The sequence below is a fragment of the Amycolatopsis sp. PS_44_ISF1 genome, from assembly GCF_032335455.1.
GTDB lineage: Bacteria > Actinomycetota > Actinomycetes > Mycobacteriales > Pseudonocardiaceae > Amycolatopsis.
Map to the genome: position 1 here is coordinate 877,171 of NZ_JANUXO010000002.1, position 20,522 is coordinate 897,692.

The 20,522-nt window shown below is 72.1% G+C and carries 23 protein-coding genes; 4 read left to right on the forward strand and 19 right to left on the reverse strand.

Going from position 1 to position 20,522, the window contains the following annotated elements; all coding sequences use genetic code 11:
* Positions 1–13 precede the first annotated feature (13 nt).
* A complete protein-coding gene (locus tag NYF13_RS18755) occupies positions 14–562 on the forward strand; it encodes a response regulator transcription factor (RefSeq protein WP_315658440.1) in 549 nt (182 codons plus the stop codon).
* Between the two features lie 458 nt (positions 563–1,020).
* Here NYF13_RS18755 and NYF13_RS18760 read toward each other — a convergent pair whose 3' ends face one another.
* Complete coding sequence (locus NYF13_RS18760) at positions 1,021–1,578, reverse strand: LuxR C-terminal-related transcriptional regulator (RefSeq protein ID WP_315658442.1); 558 nt, start codon at positions 1,576–1,578, stop codon at positions 1,021–1,023.
* Positions 1,579–2,385: 807 nt separating this feature from the next.
* Here NYF13_RS18760 and NYF13_RS18765 point away from each other — a divergent pair.
* Entirely contained in the window at positions 2,386–3,195 is an 810-nt protein-coding gene (locus tag NYF13_RS18765; RefSeq protein ID WP_315658443.1) for a hypothetical protein, read from the forward strand.
* Between the two features lie 263 nt (positions 3,196–3,458).
* Here NYF13_RS18765 and NYF13_RS36750 read toward each other — a convergent pair whose 3' ends face one another.
* A complete protein-coding gene (locus NYF13_RS36750; protein WP_396287617.1) occupies positions 3,459–3,710 on the reverse strand; it encodes an integrase core domain-containing protein in 252 nt (83 codons plus the stop codon).
* Positions 3,711–4,219: 509 nt separating this feature from the next.
* On the opposite strand from NYF13_RS36750, the gene NYF13_RS18770 reads away from it, so the two are divergent.
* Positions 4,220–4,906, forward strand: a complete 687-nt coding sequence (locus NYF13_RS18770; protein WP_315658445.1) for a hypothetical protein — start codon at positions 4,220–4,222, stop codon at positions 4,904–4,906.
* A 172-nt stretch (positions 4,907–5,078) separates the two neighbouring features.
* Here NYF13_RS18770 and NYF13_RS18775 read toward each other — a convergent pair whose 3' ends face one another.
* Both NYF13_RS18775 and NYF13_RS18780 read right to left on the reverse strand, forming a co-directional pair.
* Entirely contained in the window at positions 5,079–5,552 is a 474-nt protein-coding gene (locus NYF13_RS18775; protein ID WP_315658446.1) for a GNAT family N-acetyltransferase, read from the reverse strand.
* A gap of 111 nt (positions 5,553–5,663) precedes the next feature.
* Entirely contained in the window at positions 5,664–6,686 is a 1,023-nt protein-coding gene (locus tag NYF13_RS18780) for an alcohol dehydrogenase catalytic domain-containing protein (protein WP_315658447.1), read from the reverse strand.
* Positions 6,687–6,819: 133 nt separating this feature from the next.
* On the opposite strand from NYF13_RS18780, the gene NYF13_RS18785 reads away from it, so the two are divergent.
* On the forward strand, positions 6,820–7,431 hold the full coding sequence (locus tag NYF13_RS18785; protein WP_315658449.1) for a TetR family transcriptional regulator: 612 nt from the start codon (positions 6,820–6,822) through the stop codon (positions 7,429–7,431).
* A gap of 36 nt (positions 7,432–7,467) precedes the next feature.
* On the opposite strand, the gene NYF13_RS18790 is transcribed toward NYF13_RS18785, so the two are convergent.
* The 15 genes from NYF13_RS18790 to NYF13_RS18860 are packed head-to-tail and all read right to left on the reverse strand — an operon-like array spanning position 7,468 to position 20,520.
* Complete coding sequence (locus tag NYF13_RS18790) at positions 7,468–9,264, reverse strand: carbamoyltransferase C-terminal domain-containing protein (protein ID WP_315658450.1); 1,797 nt, start codon at positions 9,262–9,264, stop codon at positions 7,468–7,470.
* The gene (locus tag NYF13_RS18795) at positions 9,261–9,533 is read right to left on the reverse strand and encodes a hypothetical protein (protein WP_315658451.1); all 273 of its coding nucleotides are present in this window, start codon (positions 9,531–9,533) and stop codon (positions 9,261–9,263) included. The genes NYF13_RS18790 and NYF13_RS18795 overlap by 4 nt, the downstream gene beginning before the upstream one ends.
* Positions 9,530–11,341 (reverse strand): S9 family peptidase, encoded by a 1,812-nt coding sequence (locus NYF13_RS18800; RefSeq protein ID WP_315658452.1) that lies wholly within the window; start codon positions 11,339–11,341, stop codon positions 9,530–9,532. The genes NYF13_RS18795 and NYF13_RS18800 overlap by 4 nt, the downstream gene beginning before the upstream one ends.
* On the reverse strand, positions 11,338–11,712 hold the full coding sequence (locus NYF13_RS18805; protein WP_315658453.1) for a holo-ACP synthase: 375 nt from the start codon (positions 11,710–11,712) through the stop codon (positions 11,338–11,340). Before NYF13_RS18805 ends, NYF13_RS18800 begins: the two co-directional genes overlap by 4 nt.
* 4 nt (positions 11,713–11,716) lie before the next feature.
* Entirely contained in the window at positions 11,717–12,289 is a 573-nt protein-coding gene (locus NYF13_RS18810) for a GNAT family N-acetyltransferase (RefSeq protein WP_315658454.1), read from the reverse strand.
* Complete coding sequence (locus NYF13_RS18815) at positions 12,286–12,768, reverse strand: hypothetical protein (protein WP_315658455.1); 483 nt, start codon at positions 12,766–12,768, stop codon at positions 12,286–12,288. Before NYF13_RS18815 ends, NYF13_RS18810 begins: the two co-directional genes overlap by 4 nt.
* Positions 12,758–13,207, reverse strand: coding sequence for a hypothetical protein (locus NYF13_RS18820; RefSeq protein WP_315658456.1), 450 nt, complete (start codon positions 13,205–13,207; stop codon positions 12,758–12,760). The genes NYF13_RS18815 and NYF13_RS18820 overlap by 11 nt, the downstream gene beginning before the upstream one ends.
* Entirely contained in the window at positions 13,200–13,694 is a 495-nt protein-coding gene (locus NYF13_RS18825) for a hypothetical protein (protein WP_315658457.1), read from the reverse strand. Before NYF13_RS18825 ends, NYF13_RS18820 begins: the two co-directional genes overlap by 8 nt.
* The gene (locus tag NYF13_RS18830) at positions 13,691–14,998 is read right to left on the reverse strand and encodes a hypothetical protein (RefSeq protein WP_315658458.1); all 1,308 of its coding nucleotides are present in this window, start codon (positions 14,996–14,998) and stop codon (positions 13,691–13,693) included. The genes NYF13_RS18825 and NYF13_RS18830 overlap by 4 nt, the downstream gene beginning before the upstream one ends.
* Positions 14,995–16,152: an acyl-CoA dehydrogenase family protein gene (locus tag NYF13_RS18835; protein WP_315658460.1), complete on the reverse strand. Its 1,158-nt coding sequence runs from the start codon at positions 16,150–16,152 to the stop codon at positions 14,995–14,997. The genes NYF13_RS18830 and NYF13_RS18835 overlap by 4 nt, the downstream gene beginning before the upstream one ends.
* Positions 16,149–16,796, reverse strand: a complete 648-nt coding sequence (locus tag NYF13_RS18840; RefSeq protein WP_315658462.1) for a hypothetical protein — start codon at positions 16,794–16,796, stop codon at positions 16,149–16,151. Before NYF13_RS18840 ends, NYF13_RS18835 begins: the two co-directional genes overlap by 4 nt.
* Positions 16,793–17,572 carry a hypothetical protein gene (locus NYF13_RS18845; protein ID WP_315658463.1) on the reverse strand — a complete coding sequence of 260 codons (780 nt, stop codon included), beginning with the start codon at positions 17,570–17,572 and terminating at the stop codon, positions 16,793–16,795. Before NYF13_RS18845 ends, NYF13_RS18840 begins: the two co-directional genes overlap by 4 nt.
* Positions 17,573–17,582: 10 nt before the next feature.
* Positions 17,583–17,846, reverse strand: a complete 264-nt coding sequence (locus NYF13_RS18850; RefSeq protein ID WP_315658464.1) for a phosphopantetheine-binding protein — start codon at positions 17,844–17,846, stop codon at positions 17,583–17,585.
* Between the two features lie 29 nt (positions 17,847–17,875).
* Positions 17,876–19,153: a type III PLP-dependent enzyme gene (locus tag NYF13_RS18855; protein ID WP_315658465.1), complete on the reverse strand. Its 1,278-nt coding sequence runs from the start codon at positions 19,151–19,153 to the stop codon at positions 17,876–17,878.
* Positions 19,150–20,520, reverse strand: a complete 1,371-nt coding sequence (locus tag NYF13_RS18860) for a hypothetical protein (protein WP_315658467.1) — start codon at positions 20,518–20,520, stop codon at positions 19,150–19,152. The genes NYF13_RS18855 and NYF13_RS18860 overlap by 4 nt, the downstream gene beginning before the upstream one ends.
* Positions 20,521–20,522 lie beyond the last annotated feature (2 nt).

A 20,522-nucleotide genomic window follows, 5' to 3' on the forward strand; every position in this document is an offset into this window, starting at 1 on the left:
CTATTTTCGATCCATGCCCACCGTTCACGTGCTCGCCGAAGACCCGGTCCGCCGAACGAACCTGCGGTGCCGCGTGTCGGCCAACCCGCCCGTCCTCGTGGTGGTGGCCGCGGCCGCCACCGTCGAGGAGGCGCTGGAACTGTGCCGTCGCACCCGTAACCCGGGCCGGGTCGTGGTCGTGGCCGACGCGGTGTCCCCCTCGGCGATCTACCAGGCTTTCCGAGCCGGCGTCTCGGCCATCCTCCGCACCGGCGACGCGCGACCGGACCGCCTGGCCACAATCATCAACGCCGCCGCCACCGGTCCTGGTCCCCGGCTACAAGGTGAGCTGAACCGTCCCCTGGACGAGGCGCCCACCGCGATCACCCCAGCCCCGCTGACGACCCGCGAAATCCACCTGCTCCGTCTGGTCGCCGACGGCTACGGCAATGCGGACATAGCCCGCCAGCTGAAGTGCTCCCCCCACACGGTGAAGAACACCATTCACGACATAATGACCCGTTTACGCTTGCGCAACCGGACTCATGCCGCGGCGTTCGCCGTGAGGTCGGGACTGGCTTAGAGTTCCTGCCAGAGCTGATTTCGAGCCTCCGCCGTCGAACCGGTCATCACCACGATTCATGTTGCCTCGTGGTGGGCGACGCTGGACCGGTGGGAGCCGGTGATCGATTCTCGCAGGCCAGGACCGCTCGCGAGGCTCGGAAGCAGCCCGAGCCCGGTTGACCGCGCTCACGGCAAGTACCACAGGACAGCGCGAGCCGACGGGATCCGCCCGCGTCTCGTCCGGCGAGACCGGCTCCACGGATCCGTTCCCGGGCAGAGGCAGGGGCAGGGGCAGGGGCAGGTAGGACTCGTCTCACCGCCTGCCTCGTCGTCTGATGACAGATGGCACGACCTTTCCGGGGACGTTTGGGCCGCAGTTACCTGGACGCGTTGCATCCTCCACCTTCATAGTTGCCGGCCGCTACGCCAAGTGTCGGCGCCGAGGTCATCCGCCTCGCAAGGCCTGTCACAATGCACTCAGATCAACCCTTCTCGCAGAGCGTGCGCCACAGCGTGTGCTCGATTCCGCAGGTGAAACCGCAGCGTGATGTCGTGGACGATTCCGGTGACCGTGCGCACGGAGTAAGCAAGCCGCCGAGCGACCTCGGCCGTCTCATGGCCGTCAGCCAGCAAAGAGAGCACAGCCCGCTCCCGAGCATCCAAAGCCGGCGGCACGATCGACCGGGAAGCCGACATCACCGCAGACACCAGCTGAGGCGGAGAAGCCTCATGGCGAGGAACAACGACAGCAGCGCCGGCCGCCCTGGCCCGGTCGGCAGTGGCGGCGTCGAAGACCGTGGTGACCAGCACGACCGGATGCGTCGAGGCGGCAGAGGACACTGCGAATTCGTCGACTGTTTCGGTCACGAGAAGCGCAACGGAGCCCGGGACCGGCGAATTGACGACCATCAGCTCCGGATAGTCGTTCAGGCAGTTCTCCACGCCCGCCTGCAGCAGCGGGTCGCCCGCGGTCACCTGGACGGCGATCGGGGTGGGTGAGCGGGGACCGGCTGTCACCAGCGCGAGCGCAGTCATGGATCGCTCCCTTCCAGCTCATGAGCAGGGTCCGGCCGAGCATCGTCGAGGGCGGGCGAAAACACATGGGTATGACACCCCCATCTTTCGGCAGGCGGCACGCCGACACAGCCGGGGGCATCACCCCATCTCCAGTCCGCGCCTGCTGTGACCTGATACCCACGAGTTCCCCCGTCCCCGGTGCGTTGACCTGCTGCCCTCCGCTCCACCACCGGTTCCCCGCGCGACAGCGGCGGCGAGCGACTCGATCACCGAACCGGTGGAGCGCCAGGTGTGCCACTCCGTCCTGCTCACCACCCCACCCCGTCTCGGACTTGGCCAGTCCGGGGTTCACGGGGAGCGACCTACCTCTGACCCCGAACCCGCCGCGTACCAGCCGACCTGGGCGTCCGATTTCAGAAGCGCCGGATGACGCCATCAAGGCCCGCCTGGATCTCGGCGCAAAGCTGGAGACGCTGCGCGAAGGAGTCAAGTGGTCCGACCAGGTCCAGCTGAAACTGAGTCCGCAAAGGACATTTCCGGAGAACCACCACCCGTCCCGAAAGAATAATCGGATCTCCTGGCCAGCGGCACAGCGCCCGCACGACCTGTATGCCGTTCACCATACCGGCGTTTCGGCGCCCAAAGCGTCGAGCGACGGCACACGTCGGCCAGCGCTTGTCTGCAAAGAATTTCAGGGCCTGCTGACATTGTGAACTCCTACGGAGGTATCAACCTCAAGTGCGGGGACCCGACGAAGGGAATTCTGCGTATCGACAGCAGTCACCCGATCGACGAACACGGCGCCGACGACGTACACGTCGACCGGTGCATGAACAACATCGTCGGGCTGGGTGGGCCGGTGGGCGCAAACCCGGGCAACTCGGCCAAGCGCATCACTATGCACACCAGCGACGGCAACAACTGGGCGACCTATCCGCACTGATCTCGGGATTCCTGCCGACAGATGAATTGCTGAGCATTGCTGCGTTCAACGTGGGGCCGGCGGTCAAAAATCGCCGGCCCCACGTGTTCGTCCGATCCCACCTGGGGACTACGCTGATCAGCATCGGCAGCCACGTCGACTACGAGGAGGATCACGACATGGCCGAATTCGATCTGAAGATGGAATTCTCTCACGGCTGGTGCACGCTCGCCTTGGGGCTCGACGGCCGAACGGTGAGCATCAAGAACCACTGGGCGAACGACAGGGTCTCGGAACTGGTCAGGTGCGTGAACATCCTGCTCGACGGGACCGAGTCGGTCAGCTGCCGGTGGCAGGGTCCAGTGCAGGAAGGACATTTCATCGACCTCGTCGCGGACCCCGGCGGCGGGCTCAGCTTGGCGGTTCACCAGTTCCGCCATCCCGAAGGAAGTGATTTCTCCGAGATCTGGAGCGCCGAGCGGGGGAAGCCCCTGATCTGTGGCCATCTTGCGCTCGCCGACTTCACGGTCGCCTTCGCAGCCGCCCTGCGGCGCGTCCGGGCGACGACCGTCGATGCCAGCGGCATGATCACGGGCTACCCACGGCCGTTCCCGCAAGCGGATTTCAAACGGATCGAAACGAAAGCAGCCAAATTCGGATATCATTCGAAACCACTTTCCGAGTTCGAGGACGTTTCGAACCCCTCCGCCTAGATGAGCTTCGGCGCATGCCTGAGACCGGTCTCGATGGCGCCTGAGGTACGGTTGTATGAAACGGGATCGACCTCCGATGGGCCGGTTGCGCGGAGGAAACGCAACGGGCCCAACTCGGGGCGGCGGATGACGCTGCGGCTCAGCGGACACCCCCGCCGGCTGTTTCGATGATGCGGAAGAAACCCGCCTCCAGGTCGCCGTCGATCGCCAGGCCGGAAGTCTCCGAAGTTCACCCCCGAATGGCGGACGGGGGCTTACACGGTTCAGGCGGCTGTAGGCAGTGACTTCTCGTAGTCGTCGGGACTGCGCATCCCGATCGCGGAGTGCCTTCGCTTACTGTTGTAGAAACGGATCCACTGGTCAACCGCGGCCACGAGTTCCGTCTTCGACGGTGCCCACGTGTTGGTAGTAGTGCTCATTTTGAACGTCGACCAGAACGACTCCGCCGGGATGTTGTCCCAGCAATCCCGGTTTCGTCTAACACTTTCCGAGAGCGCCCGTCCCGGATCGCACACAGGAACCTGTCACCCTCACCGCCCGTAAGGTCCGTGATATCGGTAAACCACACCGCGCCCAGCCGAGCCTGATCGCACTCTCATTCGGCCAGATCCGGCGGGAACGAGGCCGGCGGATCGACCACCGTCGCCTTCACCTCGAACGTGCGTGGGGTGACCTGCCGACGCAACCGATCCGACGCTGTTCGTCATTGGCCCAGAAGCTCAACATGCCCGCGTCGATTCCCAGCTCGGCGCCTGCGAAGAGGCATGGTGTCCACTCCCCGGAGTGAACCGCCACGCTCTTGCTGGCGGCGATTCGCGGCGACCTGCGGGGCCCGACGATCGCGGCGGCGGTGGCTCACCTGCGTGCGCAGCGACAGCCGGACGGCGGTTTCGGCGTTCCGGCGGACGCGCGGGTCACGGCCTCGTGTCTCGCGGCCCTTCGCGCCTGCGAAGGCCGTATTACCGCTCCGGTAGGATAATTTTACCTCTACCACATATTCCGTGGATGTTGCACGGTGGTCGGCATGACCCGTCCTGTCCGAGCGCTGGTTGCTTCGCTCGCCCTCGCGCTCACCGCCACTGCTGCGGCAGTGGCCCCCGCCCACGCCGACGACACCATCGTGTTCGGTCCCCCGGGTTCGATCGGGCTGCCCGGACTGGAGTGCCAGGCCTCCGAGGCCGGGCAGACCTTCTGGGAGCTCAACGGCCAGGAAACCCACGCCGTGCTGACCGACTTCACCGCCATCAACGTCGCCCCGGGGACCACGACCACGCGGACCACGACCCTGACCCGCGTGAACACGGTGAACAAAACCGTCACCAACACCACCGGGGGCTCGGTCTCGTCCACCGTCGGCTTCAAGCTGTTCGTCTCCGCGTCGGCCTCGGTCTCGGCCACCTACAACCACGCCGTGTCCACCTCGGTGACCACCACCGACACCGAGCAGCAGGCCGTCACCTGGAACTTCAACGCGCCCGGCTTCTACGGCCTCTACCGCGGCACCATCCGCAGCGACTGGGCCGTCGGCAGCTCGACGTGCGTGCGGCAGTCGTCCGGCCAGTACCTCTGGCACGGCGACAACTACGCCGTCACCGTGTTCACCGATCCCGAAGAAGGCTCCGTGCTGTGCACCGGTGCAGCACCGACGCTGCCCGACTTCATGGTCCTCGACCCGAAGATCCTCGCCCGCAAACAACTCGGAAACTGCTGATCCGGCGGCCCCTGCCGGCACCCGGGGCCGCGCTGCGGCCACCCGAACAGCACAACGGCCCGCCCGCAGGAACCCACTCGGGCGGGCCGTGACGTGCGTCCAGGACACCGGGCGGCAGACGCCGGGCCGTGCGCTCGTGGGCCGCCGGTCGGTGCGGAGTTGCGCGGCCTGCTCATGACCGGCTCTCCGTCGTGTCGCGCTCGAAGATCAGGTCCACGCCGTTCGGATCGTTGTCCACATGGCGAAAACCGTGGCGTTCGTACAGCGGGCGGACGCGGCTGCCCCGGTTCATGGACAGCCGTATCGGCCGATCGGGACCACACCGGGCCAGCGTGGCGGCGAGAACGCTGCCACCGACACCGTGTCCTTGTACCGAAGAGGCCAGGTAGAAGTGCTCCAGCCACCACGCGTCCGGCTCCGTCCGGATCGCGATGCACCCGGCGTCGACGCCGTCGTGGACGATCACCTGGGTGTTCGCGGGCACGAATGACGTCAGGAACCGGGCCCGCGCCCACGACGCGTCCCAGTAGCCGAGCCGTTCGAGATCCGGGCGCATGGCCGCGGCTTTCAGATCCGCCAGCCACTCGGCATCACCGGGCACCGCCTGCCTGAACTTCCACCCCTCGGTCACGCCGATACCTCCCATGCCGGGGCTCCCCTCCGGCATCGTGCCAGATTCCGGCCCCGCGCACGTCGGGAACCGAGGCCCGCCAAGAGCCTGCCGGTTCCCGGCCGCCTCGGGATCGCGGGCCGGCGGTCAGGCGAGGTGCGGGGTGAACACGCCGCGGAAGCGCATCTTGCCGGTGGAGAGCCGGTCGTAGGCTTCGGTGGCCCGGTCGAGGGTGAAGGTCTCGGTGATCGGCTTGACCTTGCCCTTCGCGGCGAAATCGAGGACCTCGCCCAGGTACTGCTGACCGCCGTGGGTGGAGCCGATCACCCGCTGGCGCATCATGGGGAACGGCACCCCCTCCGAGGAGAGGGAGAACGGCCGGGTGAAGTCCAGCCCGCTCAGCACCACCCGCCCGTCGGGCCGCAGGCCGGCCATCGCCGCTTCCGCCGCGTCGAAGGCGTTGGTGGTGACCAGCAGGACATCCACCCCGCCCAGTTCGGCCAGTTCCTCGCCGTCGGCGACGACGTGGTCGGCGCCCAGCTCCTTGGCCAGATCACGCTTGTCGGGCGAGTGCGTGATCGCGACGGTCTCGAAACCGGAGGCCTTCGCCAGCTGCAGAGCCATGTGCCCCAGCCCGCCGATGCCGATGACGGCGACCTTCTCCCCCGGTTGCAGACCGGCGTCGCGCAGACCGCTCCACGTGGTGTAGCCGGCGCACATCATCGGGGCCGCATCGACGTAATCCAGCCCGTCGGGCAGCAGCACCGTGCCGCCGGCCGCGATCGCGATGTACTCCGCGTGCCCGCCCTGAGCCGAGAATCCAGTGGTGCGCGGCGCAGCGCAGTTCATCGCGGTCTGGCCGGTCAGCGGCCGGTACCGGCGGCAGTAGTCACAGCGACCACACGCCTGCTGCACCCAAGTGGTGCCGACGCGGTCCCCCACCTCCCGCCCGTGCACGCCCGCGCCCACTTCGACGATCTCCCCGACGACCTCGTGGCCGGGGGTCTGGGGGTAGATGTCCCCGCCAGCGCCCTGCGTGGCCCACACGTCGGTGTAGCACATACCGGACGCGTGCACCTTCACCAGCACCTGACCCGGCTCCGCCGCCGGGGTCGCCACCTCCCGAACCTGCCAGGGCTCGTTCGCCCCCGTCATCACGATCGCCTTCATCCTCGGCCTCCCGTCCCGCGGCCCAGGAGGATCTCCGGGCCGCGTTCGAATCTATCCGGTTGGTTACGAACGTAGACGAAGGCGCGGCCGGACGTCAATAACCATGTGGTTACCTTCCTGGTAGCATCGGTCCATGCCGCCCGACGCGACCGCGACCAAGGCCCGCATCCTGGAAGCGGCGCTGCGGGAGTTCGCGCAGCACGGGCTGGCCGGTGCGCGGGTCGACCGGATCGCCGAGTCCGCGGCGGCGAACAAGCGGTCCCTCTACGTCCACTTCGGCAACAAGGACGAGCTGTTCGACCTCGTCGTCGCGAAAGCCCTCGCCGACATGGCCGCCGAGGTCCCGTTCACCGCGGACGACCTGCCCGGGTACGCCGTGCGCCTGTTCGACCACCTGCGCACCCACCCGCACGTCCTCCGGCTGACCACCTGGGCCCAGCTGGAGCGGCCCGAGCCCAGCCCGGCGGAGATCGAGGCCTACCGCCCGAAAGTGGCCGCTGTCGCCGAGGCCCAGGCCGCCGGCGGCATCACCTCCCCCAGCGACGCCGTCGACCTCCTCGCCCTCACCATCGCCACCGCCACCGCCTGGGCGAACGCCTCGCCCGCGCTCCGCTCCCTCGCCCCCGACCCGCCCGGCTCCGCGCAGCGGCTCGACCGGCACCGAGCCGCCCTCACCCGTGCGCAATCGGCCATCGTCTCGTCCGGCCACGGAGGAGCCCGAGCCGCCGCCCCGGCAGCGGACTGACAGGCCCGGCCCGGCCGCCCGGCACCGAGTGAAGTTCTAACGCGGCAGGGATTCCCGCGTGGTCGCCAGGGCGGCCAGGGTGTCGCCGATCGCCCATTCCTTGGCGTACAGCTGATCACCGATGACCGCGACGTCGAGCCGGGACTCGTCGAACGTCCGGTAGACCTCGCTGGCGCTGCGGGCCGTGGGCTGGCCCTTGACGTTGAGCGAGGTGTTCATCAGCACCGGTGTGCCCGTCAGCCGCTCGAATTCGTCCAGGACGCGCCAGAAGCGCGGGTGCTCGGCCGCGTGGACGGCCTGCACGCGGGCGCTGCCGTCGGTGTGCAGGACCGCCGGGATGGCCGAGGCCGCCGGGCGGGCGGGGACCGCCACGGTCATGTGGCGCATGTTCGTCCCCGCCGGGATCTCGAAGTACCGGTCGGCCGCTTCGGCTTTCACCGCCGGGGCCAGGGGGCGGAAGTCCTCGCGGAACTTCACCGCCGCGTTCACCTTGTCGCGCATGTCGCGCTGTCGCGGATCGGCCAGGATGCTCCGGTTGCCCAGGGCCCGGGGACCGAATTCCAGGCGGCCCTGGGCCCAGCCGACCACCAGCCCCTGCGCCAGCAGGCGGGCCGCGGTCGACTCGGCTTCGCGTTCGGTCACCTCCGTGCGGAAGTGCGGCTGCCCGGCCGGAACGCGGTCGAAGTCGACGTCCGGGCCCAGGAACGTCAGCGCCGGGTAGCCGGCCGCCGCCCGGTGGGGGTCGGCCGAGGCCAGGGCCGCCCCCACCGCGGTCCCCTCGTCGCCCGCCGCCGGCTGGACGTAGAGCCCGTCCACCAGTCCGGACGCGGCCAGCTTCCCGATCGCCACGCAGTTCAGGGCCACCCCGCCCGCGAACGCCACCTTCCGCAGCCCCGTCCGGCGGGTCCAGTACCCGACCAGGTGGAACAGGGCCTCCTCCAGGCGGTGCTGGGCCGCCGCGGCCAGGTCGTAGTGCACCGGCGCCAGCTCGCCCGCCGCTTCCGGGCAGCCCTGCTCGGCCAGCCACGCCCGCGAGGCCGCGAACGTCTCCTTGCTGCGCTGGTCGCGGTTGCGGCCCAGCAACGGGATGTCGAACCGGCCGTCTTCGCCGAGGACCACGGCTTCGCGCATCACCGAGGCGAAGCGCTCCGGGTCGCCGGATGCCGCCAGCGCCATCACCTTGTACTCGTCACTGTTGGGCCAATAGCCCAGGTGCAGCGTCAGCAGCGCGTAGAACAGGCCCAGGCTGCTGCGGAAGTCCAGCCGCGCCAGCGGCTTCAGCACGCCGCCGCGCCATTCGTGCAAGGTCACCGCGTGCAGTTCCCCCATGCCGTCCAGCACCACGACCAGGGCCTCGGCGAAACCGCTGGGGATGGCGGCGGTCAGCGCGTGCGCGTGGTGGTGCGCGACCGGGAGGACGTCCAGGCGACCCGCCAGTTCCGGGAAGTGCCGGTGCAGCAACGACGTCTGGCGCGCCGGGTCGTAGACGCGGTCGAAGCGGTCCCGGGTGTAGGGGTCCCCCTGGGAGAACAGCTTGGCCAGCGAGTAGTCGAAGTTGTGCCGCACCTCGGTGACGTCACCGGGCTCCAGGCCCGCCAGGTCCAGGCACGAGCGGATCGCGTCGGCCGGGAACGCGTGGTCGAACTTGCTGCCGGAGAAGCGTTCCTGCTGCACCGCGGCGACCAGCTCGTCGTCGACCACCAGGGCGGCGGCGGAGTCCAGGCCCTGGAACAGCCGGGCTTCGGCGGCGGTCAGCCCGGGGACGTTCGCGCGCTTGAACTCGGCCGAGCCGTCCAGTCCGCTGTAGCCGACAACCACTGTGCGTTCGGTCATGGTCGGGTCTCCTCGGGGTCGGTGGCGCGGAGCGCGGCGCCGGTGGCGGCGGCGGACGCCGCCCGGGTGGCCGCGATCGCTTCGAGCAGGGTTTCGCGGCCGGGGTGGCTGTGGGCGGTGAGCAGCAGGCGCGCGGCCTCCAGCGCGCACCGGGCCGCCCACAGCCGTTCGTCGCGGATCGGGTCGAACCGGTCGAGCTCTTCGGTGGCCAGCCGCAGTGAGGACTCGGCGCTCGTGACCGCGCCCGCCGGTGGCAGCAGCGCGGTCACGGGCGGTCCTCGGGGGGCAGGTGGGTGGCCAGGAAGTCTTCGACTTCCCGGTAGTAGCGGAGCCGGTTGTGCTCGTGCTCCAGGCCGTGGCCTTCGTCGTCGAACACCACGTACCGCACGGTCCCGCCGTGGGCGCGGACCGCGGCGACGATCTGGTCGGACTCGGTCAGCGGCACCCGCGGGTCCTGCGCGCCCTGCAGGACCAGTAGCGGCCGGGTGATCCGCGCGGCCTTGGCCAGGGGCGACCGCTCGGCGAGCAGTTCCGCGTCGCGCTCGGGATGACCGATGCGCCGGTGGTAGGAGCTCAGCAGCGCCTGGTAGTAGGCGGGGAACGACGCCAGCAGCGTCCGCAGGTCGGACGGGCCGAACGCGTCGACCGCGCAGACGAACCGCTGCGGCGTGCCGCTCGCCGCGACCAGGGCGGCGTAACCGCCGTAGGACGCGCCCATGATCGCCACCCGGTCCGGGTCGGCCAGTCCGCGCCCCACCACGTGGTCGACCGCGTCGAGCAGGTCGTCCTGCATCGCGCCGCCCCATTCGCGGTCGCCGGCGGCCAGGTGCGTGCGGCCGTGCCCGCTGGAGCCGCGGTAGTTCACCTGCACGCACAGGTACCCCAGGGCGGCCAGCCACTGGGCTTCCCGGTCGAAGCCCCACTCGTCGTGCTCCCACGGACCGCCGTGCACGAGCAGCACCGCGGGCCAAGCGCGGCGGCGGCCGGGCGGGAAGGTCAGGTAGCCCGCCAGCGCCAGCCCGTCGCGGGCAGTGCAGGAAAACGGTTCGCGCGCGGCCGTGCGGACCTCGCGCAGCCACGGGCGGTCGTCGCCGAGGTAGGTCTGCTCGCCGGTGCGGCTGTCGTAGCGGACGTAGCCGGGCGGGCCGTCGTCGCGGACGACCTGCACGAGCCAGAAGCGGTCGGCCCGGTCGACGTCGGTGAGCCAGCCGAGCCCGCCCCAGCGTTTCCCGATCGCGCGCAGCACCTCGGCCCGCGGCACGCCCCGCACGTCGACCGGGTACGGCCGGGCGGCGTTGACCATCGCCACCGCGGGCACCCGGTCGGTGGTGACCAGCACCGCGACGACGTCGCCGCCGGTGTCGGTGAGCCGGGTGACCTCGCTGGTCACCGTGTCGTAGGCGCAGACCGCGGCGTACTCGCGCCCGGCGGAGGAGAGCAGGTGGAAGGTGCGCCCGTCGGCGGCGAAACCCAGCGGCACCGTGGCCGCGGCGTCGTCCGGGCCGATCAGCAGCGCGGGTTCGGGGTCCCGGCCCGGCTCCGGGCTGATCTCCAGCAGCCACCCGCCGTCCGGGGTGGGCAGCGCGCCACCGCGCACGATCAGCTCGGCGTCCACCAGCCATCTCGCGTAGCCGGGGCTGACCGCGACCCGTTCGCGCTCCCCCGTGCGCAGGTCGATCCGGTACAGGTCGTGGCGTTCGGGCTGCTCCAGGTTGAGGGCGACCAGCGCGTGGTGCGGGTGGCCGGGTTCGTGGGCGACGACCTCCGCGGCGACGCCGGACGGGGTCAGCGCCCGGTCGGTGCCCGCCGCCGGGTCCACCACGTGCAGCACGAAGTTCTCGTCGCCGTCGGCGTCGGCCAGGTACAGCAGCGAGCGCCCGTCGTGGCCCCAGGTGTACTGGCGCACGCCGCCGTCGGTGCGGCGGGTGACCGGCCGGTCGCCGTCGCCGTCGCGCAGCCAGATGTTCAGCGATCCCGCCTCCGGCCGGAGGTAGGACACCGTCCGCCCGTCCGGGGACAGCTGCGGCAGCGCGAACTCCGGGTCGGCGAAGAGCTCCTCGGCCCCGGGCCCGGTCACGACGGCTCCCCGATCGCGACGGCCACGACGTCGGAACCCTTGTGCGCGATGGACACCCGGATCCCGCCCAGCCCCAGCCGCTCGGCCGCGGCCCGCGCGGCCCCGGTGAGCCGGGCCACCGGTTCGCCGGTGCCGGTGCGCTCCACCTCGATCTCGCTCGGCAGCACCCCCTCGAACAGTCCCGTGCCGAGCACCTTGAGCACGGCCTCCTTCGCGGCGAAGCGGCCGGCGAGGAATTCCGCGGTGCGGCCCGGCGGGTAGCCGTCCGCCCGGCTCAGCTCGGCCGGGGCGAAGGCGTACCCGCGGAACCACGCGCGGCGGGCCAGCCGGTCCAGTTCCCCGACGCGGGCGAGGTCGATCCCGATCCGCATGCGCTCAGCCCCTCTCCGCCAGCGCCGCGCGCACGCGGGTGTTGCGCTGCGCCGCCCGCGCCGCGTACTCCTCGTGGTCGGCCCGGGTCTGTCCCCACAGGTACGCCGTGCGCAGCTCGCCGACGGTGTAGACGTGATCGGGCGAGACGACCTGGGCCCGGGCCCGGCGGGCCGGCTCGGACAGCAGCATCTGGTTGGCCGAGAGGACCTGGTTGAGCACGACCCGCAGGTTCAAGGTCGCGTAGAGGTAGTCGTACATGCTGATCAGCGCGAGCAGCCCGAGCCGCTGCCGGTGCCGGGGCACCAGCATGATCGACAGCTCGGCGGTCTGCGCGATCCAATCGAGGCCGGTCAGCCAGGTGAACCCGACGAGGTCGCCGGACTCGTCGCCGACGCGGTACATCAGCCGCTCGTCCCACCCGGTTTCCAGCCAGCCCTCGTGGGCGGCCCGCACCTGCTCGGCGGTGAGCAGCGCGCCCGCGTGGGTGATGTTGCTCTGCACCCGCTCGTCGAAGTACAGCGCCACCCGCTCGTCGATGTCCGCGGTCCGCATCAACCGCACCCGCAACGCCTTCATCGCGCCTCCCCCAGCCAGACCGGTTGGTCGTGGTAACCGCCGTCGTAGTACAGCGCGCCGCGCAGCGAACCGAGCCGCCGCAGGCCCGCCGCGTCGAAATCCGCTTCGCGGCCGTCGCCCACCTGACCGAACCGCAGGACCGAGCGCAGCGCGAGATGGCTGTGGCAGAAGGCCAGCACCGTCCGGATCGCGTCCACGCAGGACGATCCGGGCAGCACCACGTCGATCACGGCCTGGTACGGGTTGGTCCCCGCCGGGTGCACGCCGAACAGTCCCCGGCGGGGCCCGTGCCGGACCTCGAACAGCTGTGCCCCGGCCCGGTCGAGCCGCGCCACGATCGCCGCCGCCGGCTCGGTGGCCGTGCCGCGGCCGAGGAAGCCGAGACCGGCGTCGGCCAGGTCGTCCAGCCGCGCCCGCCGGACCGGCTCCGGGCACGGCAGCAACCGCACCTGCGTCTCCACTGTGGACTCAAGCGGCATCGAAGCACCTCCCCCAGACGACGCCGGCGCCGACCCGACCCCCGGACCACAGGTGGTCCGGGATGGTCAGCTCCGGGCTGAACCCGTTCTCGTACGCGGCTTTCGCGCCCTCGGTGTCGTGCTCGGCGAGCAGGCCGTCGAGCCGGTGCAGCCGCAACCGGCCGGCCGCCACCCCGACGGCGGCGGCGAGCAGCTCACCCGCGCCGGTCAGCGCGGCCACGCTCAGCCGGGCCCGGCGGTGCACCGGGTCGACGTCGTCGAACACGACGATGCCGTGCCCGGGTGAAGTCAGCACGCGGCACCAGCCGTGCGCCGCCTCGGGCTCCGGTGGCGCCGCGGCGAGCGGGCCGGCCGCGCCGGTGCTGAGCAGCAGCGGACCGTGCCACACCCGCTCGGCCAGTTCCCGGTGCTCCGGGCGGTACCCCGTCAGCTCACGCATCCTCGTGCTCCCGGTACAGCTTGGCGTAGTAGTTGCGCGGGCCGCGCCCGCCACCGGCCGCGACGAGGTCGGGCACGGCGCCTTCGAGGTCGAGGCCGAGCGCGCCGGCCAGGTCGACGCCGCAGCGGTCCGCGGCGCCGACCTCGTGGGAGATCCGGTGCAGCGGGCGGCCCGCGGCGAGCTCGCGCAGCGCCCGGCGGGTGGCCTCGGCGGCCACCTCCGTGCCGCAGGCCCGGGAGAACCGGACGTGCAACTGGAAGTGGGCCGGGTAGCCGGCGGCCACCGGTTCGAACCAGATCAGCCCGGCCGGGCGGGCGCCCCGGCGGCAGAGCAGCGCGTCGCCGGGGACCAGCGCGTGCAGTTCGGCCGCGCACAGCAGGTCCGGGATGGTGCTGCGGAAGAAGAAGTCCGGTTCGGTGAACAGTTCGGCCACCGCCCGCCGCCCGTCCGGGTCGGCGGCCACCTTGGCCAGGCTGGTCGTGGTCATGCGATCCTCCCTTCCGGCCGGCGCAGCAGGGCCCGGGCGGCGGCCAGCACGCAGCAGCAGCCGGGGACGTTGGCGACGGCGATCAGCACGATCAGGGTGTGCGGCGCGAGCGATCCGCCGCCGAGCAGAGCGCCCAGGGCGAGCACCGCGGCGAAGAACGTCACGTTGAGCAGCAACGCGGCCGGGGCGTGCCCGGACTGCTCCAGGTAGGTGAGCACGGCGAGGGTGACGCCGAGCAGGGCCAGCGACGGCCCGATCAGGCCCAGGTAGTCGACCGCGACCGCGCGGACCCGCTCGTCCCCGGCGAACAGCGCGACCAGCGGCTCGCGCAGCACGAAGACCGCGGCGCCGACGGCGAGGTAGGCGGGCACCGCCAGGCGCAGCAGCAGCCGCAGCGGGTCGTCCCCGGGGCCGCCGTGCAACGTCAGCGCGAGGGCCGCGGCCGAGCCGATCGCGGTGGCCGGCACGATCAGGAACGTCTGCACCGACTGCCCGAGACCGAACCCGGCCACCGCACCCGGCCCGCTGCCCGCGATCAACCGCAGGTAACCGCTGGAGCTGAGCGCGAGCACCAGGAACGACCCGGCGACCGGCAGCGCGATCGTCCACAACGGACGGAGGCAGGCCGTGAGCCGGGCGGGCACCGCCGGGCGGATCCCGGCCCGCGCGCTCAGCCCGGCCGCGGCCGCCAGGACCGGCAGCGAACCGGCGGCGAACCCGACCGGCACGCTCAGCGGGCCGGTCGACCACAGCGCCTGCGCGGCCAGCACCGCACCGAAGACCAGCACGGACTCGGCGACGGCCAGGCCGCCCGCGGTCCGGGTGCGGCCGCACCCGCGCAGCGACGCGCCGACCAGGGTGGGCAGCAGGGCGATCGCCCCGGCGGCCAGCGTCGCGACCACGAACGTCCACACCGCGGCCCGTTCGGCCGCCGGGACCGCGAACAGGACGGACAGCGGACCCGCGCAGGCCGCGGTCAGGCCCGCGAGCCCCAGCATCCCGGCCACCCCGGCCCCGGCGGCGACGGTGAGCACCCCGCCGGCGTCACCGGTCCGGCCTTCGCGGCGGGCCCGGGCGGTGCTCACCTGCACCCCGATGACCAGGCCCTCGGTAAGTGCCAGGGCGAGGAACCCGAAGGGCAGGTACACCGAACGGGCGTACAGCGCGGCCCCGCCGAGGTGCCCCAGGAAGGCGATCACCACGACCTGCAGCAGCGTCCCGGCCGTGGTCATGGCGATCAGCCCGCCGCTCAGCCGCCGCGCGATCCGGCTCAGCCCCGGACCGGCGGTCTCCACCACGCTCACCGCGCGCTCCCGCCGCCGCGCAGCACGCCCTGGAACACCAGCAGCCGGTGGACGTCGCCGGCGCCCTCCATGTACTCGAACGCGCGCACGTCCCGGTAGGTCTTGGCCAGCCACGGGTGCTCCAGCAGCGCCGTCGGGCCGAGCAGCCGCACCGCGAGCAGCGTCGCCTCCTCGGCCAGCCGGACGGCGGTGAACTTCGCGGCGGACACCGCGTGCAGGTCCGAACCCCCGGCGTCCAGCGCCACGGCGACCTCGCGCACCGCGTGCCGGGCCACCGCGATCCGGCTCGCCAGGTCGGCGACGTCGGCCTGGTCCCCGTGCGACAACGACGTGCGCTGCTCGCCGACGTAGCCGACCACGGCGTCGGACACACCGACCGCCATCGCCGTCAGCGAAGGCCGGTATCGCAGCAGCGTCTCCCGCGCACCGAGCAGCCCGCGGCGCGAGGGCCTCAGGTGCGCGCCGAGCACGTCGTGCGGTGAGACCGGCAGGTCGTCGAACCACAGCTCGCTGATCCGGACCCCGCCCAGGCCCACGATCGGCAGCAGCTCCGCGCGGAAGCCGGGCGCGGTGGTCTCGACCAGCACCGCCTCGATGCCGAACGGCCCCGGCGCGCGGCGGCAGAACACCACGCCGAGCTGGGCGCGGGCACCGTTGCCGATGTACTTCTTGGCCCCCCGCAGGACGTAGCCGTCCCCGGCCGGGGCCAGCCGGGTGGTCAGTTCGGCCGCGGCCGAGCCGCGGCCGTGCTCGGTGAGCGCGAAGAACGTCCACGTCGGCTCGGCGGTCAGCCGGGTGAAGTAGCGTTCCCGCTGGGCTTCGTCGCCGAGGGCGAGCACCGCGACGCCGGAAAGGCTCGGCCCCGGCGAAGCGAGCAACACGCCGGGGTCGCCGTAGGAGAGCCGGTCCATCACGATCACCCGGGACAGGCACGAGCCGCCGCGGAACACGTGACCGTCCACTTCGTACGGACGACGGGTGTACTCGGGCGGGATCACCATGGCCTGCTGGAGCTCCACCGCGGGCAGGTGCAGGTAGTCCACGATGGAATCGGGGTCGCGGTCCACGGCCAGTCCCGGCTCGCGCAGCTCCGGCGCGATCTCCCGGCAGTGGCGCTCCAGCAGGTGCAGCTCATCGGTCAGCAGCTCGGTCACGACTCGCTCCCACCGGTCAGGTAGAGGGTGCCGACGACTTCGGCCGCGAGCAGGGCCCCACCGGGTCCGTCGGCGAGGAAGCCGGCCGCGCCGAGCAGGCGCAGCAGGACCCGGCCGCCGCGCAGGAGCCGGCCGAACACGGCCGCGCACACGGCGGGGTCCACCGCGGCGCCGACGTCCAGCTGGCCGCGGGCCTGGCTCACCACCAGGTGGGTGTCGGCGATCGCCGCCTGCACCAGTTGCCGGTTCAGCAACGGTTTCCCCTCGGCGGTCCGGGTGTCCAGGTCCGTGATCGCGTGCTCGACCACGGCCCCGAGCAGCCTCGCGTGGGCCAGCAGCAACTGGTGGCGCAGGAGCGCCGGCGCACCCGCGACCGGGTCCGCGGCCGCCGGTCCGGTCAGCCGCAGTCCGCCGATGCCCAGGCGGGCCAGGGATCGGTCCGGGACCGCGGTGGTGGAGCCCGTCCGGAGCGCCCCGGTGCGGGCGTCCACCCAGGCGTCGGCCGCGGCCAGCCGGAACGGCGACGCGTAGGCGTAGCCGCCGGGACCGATCAGCACCGCCTGGCCCGCGCCGTCCGGCGTGGCCCGGTCGTGCGCGGCGTCGAGCTCGGCGGCGTAGCCGGCGCCGGTGGCGGTCGAGGTCATCGGGGATCCTTCCCTGCGGGGTGGACGGTCACCGCGTGGGCGGTGCCGGTGCGGGGGTCGAGGTCGCAGAGCAGCAGGGGCCGGTCGGGGTCCCGGTCGGCCAGCGCGAGCCACACGCTCGTGCAGTAGGTGCCGGCCGGGCACCGGGTCACGTTCCGCCCGGTGAGCGGCGGCACCCACGGCCCGGCCACCACGTGGGTGTCCGGGTGCGAGACCGCCACCAGCCCGGCCAGCTCCCCGCCGGGGCCCGACCACGGGACGCCGAAGACCGGGCCGCCGCGGTCGAGCACCAGGGCCGCGGCGGTGTCCGACAACGGCGTGTCGTGCACCAGCGGATCGTGGTAGGGCAGGGTGGTCTGCTCCAGGACCAGGACCAGCGCGCGTTCGCACCGGCCCGAGCGGTGGAACGCCCGCGCCAGCCGGAGCGCGGTGTAGGGCGCGGCCAGGCCCTGCTCCGAGATGGCCATGCTCCGCGCGCCCCCGCCGAGCAGGTGGTTGACGTGCGCGGACACCGAGCGCAGCGGGTGCACGTCGGGGACCGCGTAGGCCAGCAGCACCAGGTCGGGCCGGCAGCCCGCGACGCCGGGCCGCTCCAGCAGGGCCTCGGCCAGGTCGGAGTGGCCGACGTTGCCGCCGCCGAGCAACCGGTCTTCGTCGTATTCGACGTCGAACGGCTCGAGCAGGTCACGCTGGTAGTCGAAGAGTTCCCGGTCGGGCTCGACCACCTTCCGCGCGGTGCTGCGCAGCCCGGCCGACGCGGTCAGCGCCAGTGCCACGGTTCCCGCCTCAGCCGACCGCGAGCTCGTCGGTGTTGGCCAGCACGAAGTCGGCCAACGCCCCGATGGTGGTGAAGTCCTCGGCGCGCAGGTCCTCCGGGTTCACCGTCATGCCCACGGCGTCCTCGAGCGCCATCAGCAGCTCCAGCACCGACGTGGAGTCGAGGTGCAGCTCGTCGAACAGGCGGGTGGTCTCGTCGAGCGGCGGCAGCTCGCGCTGCAGGACCTCGCGCAGGGCGACGTCGATGGCCTTGACGGTGGAAACGCGGTCCATGGTGGTCTCCTCGATCGATCGGATGGGGGTCAGGCGGGCTGGGCGGCGGGCTGCACGGCGAGGACCTGCCGGCCGAGCAGCTCGTCGTCGGTGTCGCGGTGGCGGACGAGGTGGGCGACGCCGTCGCGGACGAGCACCTCGGCCGGGTAGCCGTGGCTGAGGAACTGCACCGGCGACGCGGTCGGTCCGTAGGCGCCGGAGCGGTCCACCCCGAGCAGGTCGCCCGGGCGCACGTCGGGCAGCGGGACCTTCTTGCCCACCACGTCGTTCGGCGTGCACAGCGGACCGGTGACGGTGCACGCGCCGGTGGCCGGCTCGTCCGGGCGGGTCAGCGAGCGGATCGGGAAGTTGCGCTTGACGAAGCTGCCGATGCCGACCGCGGCCATGTGGTGGTTGGTGCCGCCGTCGGCGACCACGAACCGTTCGCCGCGCGAGCTCTTGACGTCGCGCACCCCGACCACGTAGGTGCCGGCGAACCCGACGAGGTACCGGCCCAGTTCCATGATCAGCCGGGTGCCGGGGTGCCCGGCCGCGAACCCGGCGACGACCGGGTTCAGCCCGGCGGCGAGCTCGGCGACGGAGAAGTCGGTCTCGTTCTCGAAGTAGGCCACCCCGAGCCCGCCGCCGACGTCCACTGTGGACAACTCGATCCCGCAGGACTCGTGCAGCCGCACGGCCATCTCGAGGATTCCGCGCGTGTTGTGGACGACGTCGGCCGGGTCGAGGATCCGCGTGCCCATGTAGGCGTGCAGGCCGCGCACCCGCACGCCGGGCAGGGACGCGGCGAGCTCGGCCACCCCGGGCACCAGCTCCTCGTCGATGCCGAACTGCCGCGGCTTGCCGCCCATGGACAGCCCGGAGCCCTTGCTGGTGAAGGCCGGGTTGACCCGCAGCAGGACCTCGACCGGCCCGCCGCCACCGGCGATCGCCGAGAGCCGGCGCAGCTCGCCCTCGGATTCGACCACGACCGCGCGGATCCCCGCGGCGACGCAGGCCCGCAGCTCGTCGTCGCTCTTGCCGGGGCCGAGGAAGATCGTGTCCGCGGGGGCGGCACCGGCGGCGGCGGCGGTGCGCAGCTCGATCCCGGAGGAGACCTCGGCCCCGGCGCCCAGGCGGACCAGTTCGGCGCAGACGCTGACGTTCGGGTTGGCCTTGAGCGAGTAGTACAGCTCCAGCGCCGGGTGCAGCGCCTCCCGCAGGCCCCGGTAGGTCTCGGTGAGGACGTCGGCGTCGTAGACGTAGAGCGGGGTGCCGTGGGTCGCCGCGATCTCGGCGATCGGCACGCCCTGCACGTGGTGCCCGGTCATCGGGTGGTCCTCTCGGTGAGGTGCGCGTCCAGCGCACCGCGGGCTCGGGCGGCCAGGGCCGTGACGGCGTCGCGGTCCGGGCCGAGCGCGATGGTGTAGAGCCGGCCTTCGAACGGCGAACCGTGGCCCGCCATGGTGTTCACGGTGCCGAAGCAGGTGACCACGACACCGCCGCGCACCGGGTCGATCTCCAGCAGCGGGCCGAGGGCGGCGCGCAGCTCGGCGAAGGGCAGCGGCCGGTCCAGGCGCAGCGGCTGCATCCCGGCGAGCGAGGCGGGCAGTCCCGCGCCGGCCGTCTCCAGCACCCGGCCCTGGTAGGTGGACATGTTGAACCGCGCGTTGATCTCCAGCACCGGGTGGACGGTGCCCTCGCGCGTCACCAGCCCGTCGACGCCGGCGATGCCGTGGAAGCCGTCGGCGTGCAGTTGCTTGCCGACCACGGCCGCAGCGTTCTCGACTTCGCCGAGCTGCCCGGCCGTCAGCTCCGGCGGGCTGAGGTGCCCGGCGTGCACGCCGCCGACGGTCAGGGCCTCCTTGACGAAGTCCAGCCGGACGCCGCCGTCGCGCAGGACGGTCAGCTGGTAGTTCAGGTCGGCGCGCTTGGGCAGCCAGGTCTCGACGACGACGTGCAGCCGGTCGTCGCCGCGGCGCTGCGCCGCGCGTTCGACCTGCCGCACGATCCGCTCGGCCTTGCGCGGGGCGTCCACGACGACCAGGCCCTTGCCCGACACCCCGTAGGCATCCTTCACCACCACGGGCGCCTCGGGCGAGCAGTCCGGACCGATCCGGCCCAGCAGCTCCACCAGCTCGGGCACGGTTTCGCAGCACCAGCCGGGCACCGCGCGCAGACCGGCCTGCTCGACCAGCCGGCGGCTGTAGATCTTGCTGTTCACGGCGACCACCGTGGCCAGGTCCGGGGTGGCCACCGGCAGGCCGGCGGCTTCGCTGAGCCGGACCTCGTGCGCCGAGAGGCCCATCGGCACCAGCCGGGCCCCAGCCGCGCCCAGTTCGCGCAGGCGGGCCAGCAGCCGCGGGGACTCCAGGGCGCGGGCCGCGGTGGGCGCGCCGGCTTCGCCGCCGTCGGCGACCAGCACCGTGGGCGGCGGCATCCCCAGCGACCGGACGTAGCCGAGGTACTCCGGGTCGAGCGGGTGCTGGACGACCAGGTGGTCGTCCGGCCCGGCCAGCAGCGCGCCCAGCTCCTCCATCCGGGTCACCAGGGAACCGGTCAGCGAGAACGGCGCCGCGGGCAGTCCGGGGAAGCCTCTCGCCCAGTGCTGTTCGACCTCGAAGTTGCAGAGGAACACCAGCGGCGTGCGCGGGTCCCCGGTCAGCCCTTCCTTGAGGGCTTCGAGATAGCCGGTCATGA

Bases quoted from the DNA above. Each gene is read 5' to 3' on its own strand.
- NYF13_RS18755 (WP_315658440.1), top strand. From the start codon at position 14: ATGCCCACCGTTCACGTGCTCGCCGAAGACCCGGTCCGCCGAACGAAC.
- NYF13_RS18760 (WP_315658442.1), bottom strand. From the start codon at position 1,578: ATGACTGCGCTCGCGCTGGTGACAGCCGGTCCCCGCTCACCCACCCCG.
- NYF13_RS18770 (WP_315658445.1), top strand. From the start codon at position 4,220: ATGACCCGTCCTGTCCGAGCGCTGGTTGCTTCGCTCGCCCTCGCGCTC.
- NYF13_RS18775 (WP_315658446.1), bottom strand. From the start codon at position 5,552: ATGGGAGGTATCGGCGTGACCGAGGGGTGGAAGTTCAGGCAGGCGGTG.
- NYF13_RS18780 (WP_315658447.1), bottom strand. From the start codon at position 6,686: ATGAAGGCGATCGTGATGACGGGGGCGAACGAGCCCTGGCAGGTTCGG.
- NYF13_RS18785 (WP_315658449.1), top strand. From the start codon at position 6,820: ATGCCGCCCGACGCGACCGCGACCAAGGCCCGCATCCTGGAAGCGGCG.
- NYF13_RS18790 (WP_315658450.1), bottom strand. From the start codon at position 9,264: ATGACCGAACGCACAGTGGTTGTCGGCTACAGCGGACTGGACGGCTCG.
- NYF13_RS18805 (WP_315658453.1), bottom strand. From the start codon at position 11,712: ATGCGGATCGGGATCGACCTCGCCCGCGTCGGGGAACTGGACCGGCTG.
- NYF13_RS18810 (WP_315658454.1), bottom strand. From the start codon at position 12,289: ATGAAGGCGTTGCGGGTGCGGTTGATGCGGACCGCGGACATCGACGAG.
- NYF13_RS18815 (WP_315658455.1), bottom strand. From the start codon at position 12,768: ATGCCGCTTGAGTCCACAGTGGAGACGCAGGTGCGGTTGCTGCCGTGC.
- NYF13_RS18820 (WP_315658456.1), bottom strand. From the start codon at position 13,207: ATGCGTGAGCTGACGGGGTACCGCCCGGAGCACCGGGAACTGGCCGAG.
- NYF13_RS18825 (WP_315658457.1), bottom strand. From the start codon at position 13,694: ATGACCACGACCAGCCTGGCCAAGGTGGCCGCCGACCCGGACGGGCGG.
- NYF13_RS18840 (WP_315658462.1), bottom strand. From the start codon at position 16,796: ATGACCTCGACCGCCACCGGCGCCGGCTACGCCGCCGAGCTCGACGCC.
- NYF13_RS18850 (WP_315658464.1), bottom strand. From the start codon at position 17,846: ATGGACCGCGTTTCCACCGTCAAGGCCATCGACGTCGCCCTGCGCGAG.
- NYF13_RS18855 (WP_315658465.1), bottom strand. From the start codon at position 19,153: ATGACCGGGCACCACGTGCAGGGCGTGCCGATCGCCGAGATCGCGGCG.
- NYF13_RS18860 (WP_315658467.1), bottom strand. From the start codon at position 20,520: ATGACCGGCTATCTCGAAGCCCTCAAGGAAGGGCTGACCGGGGACCCG.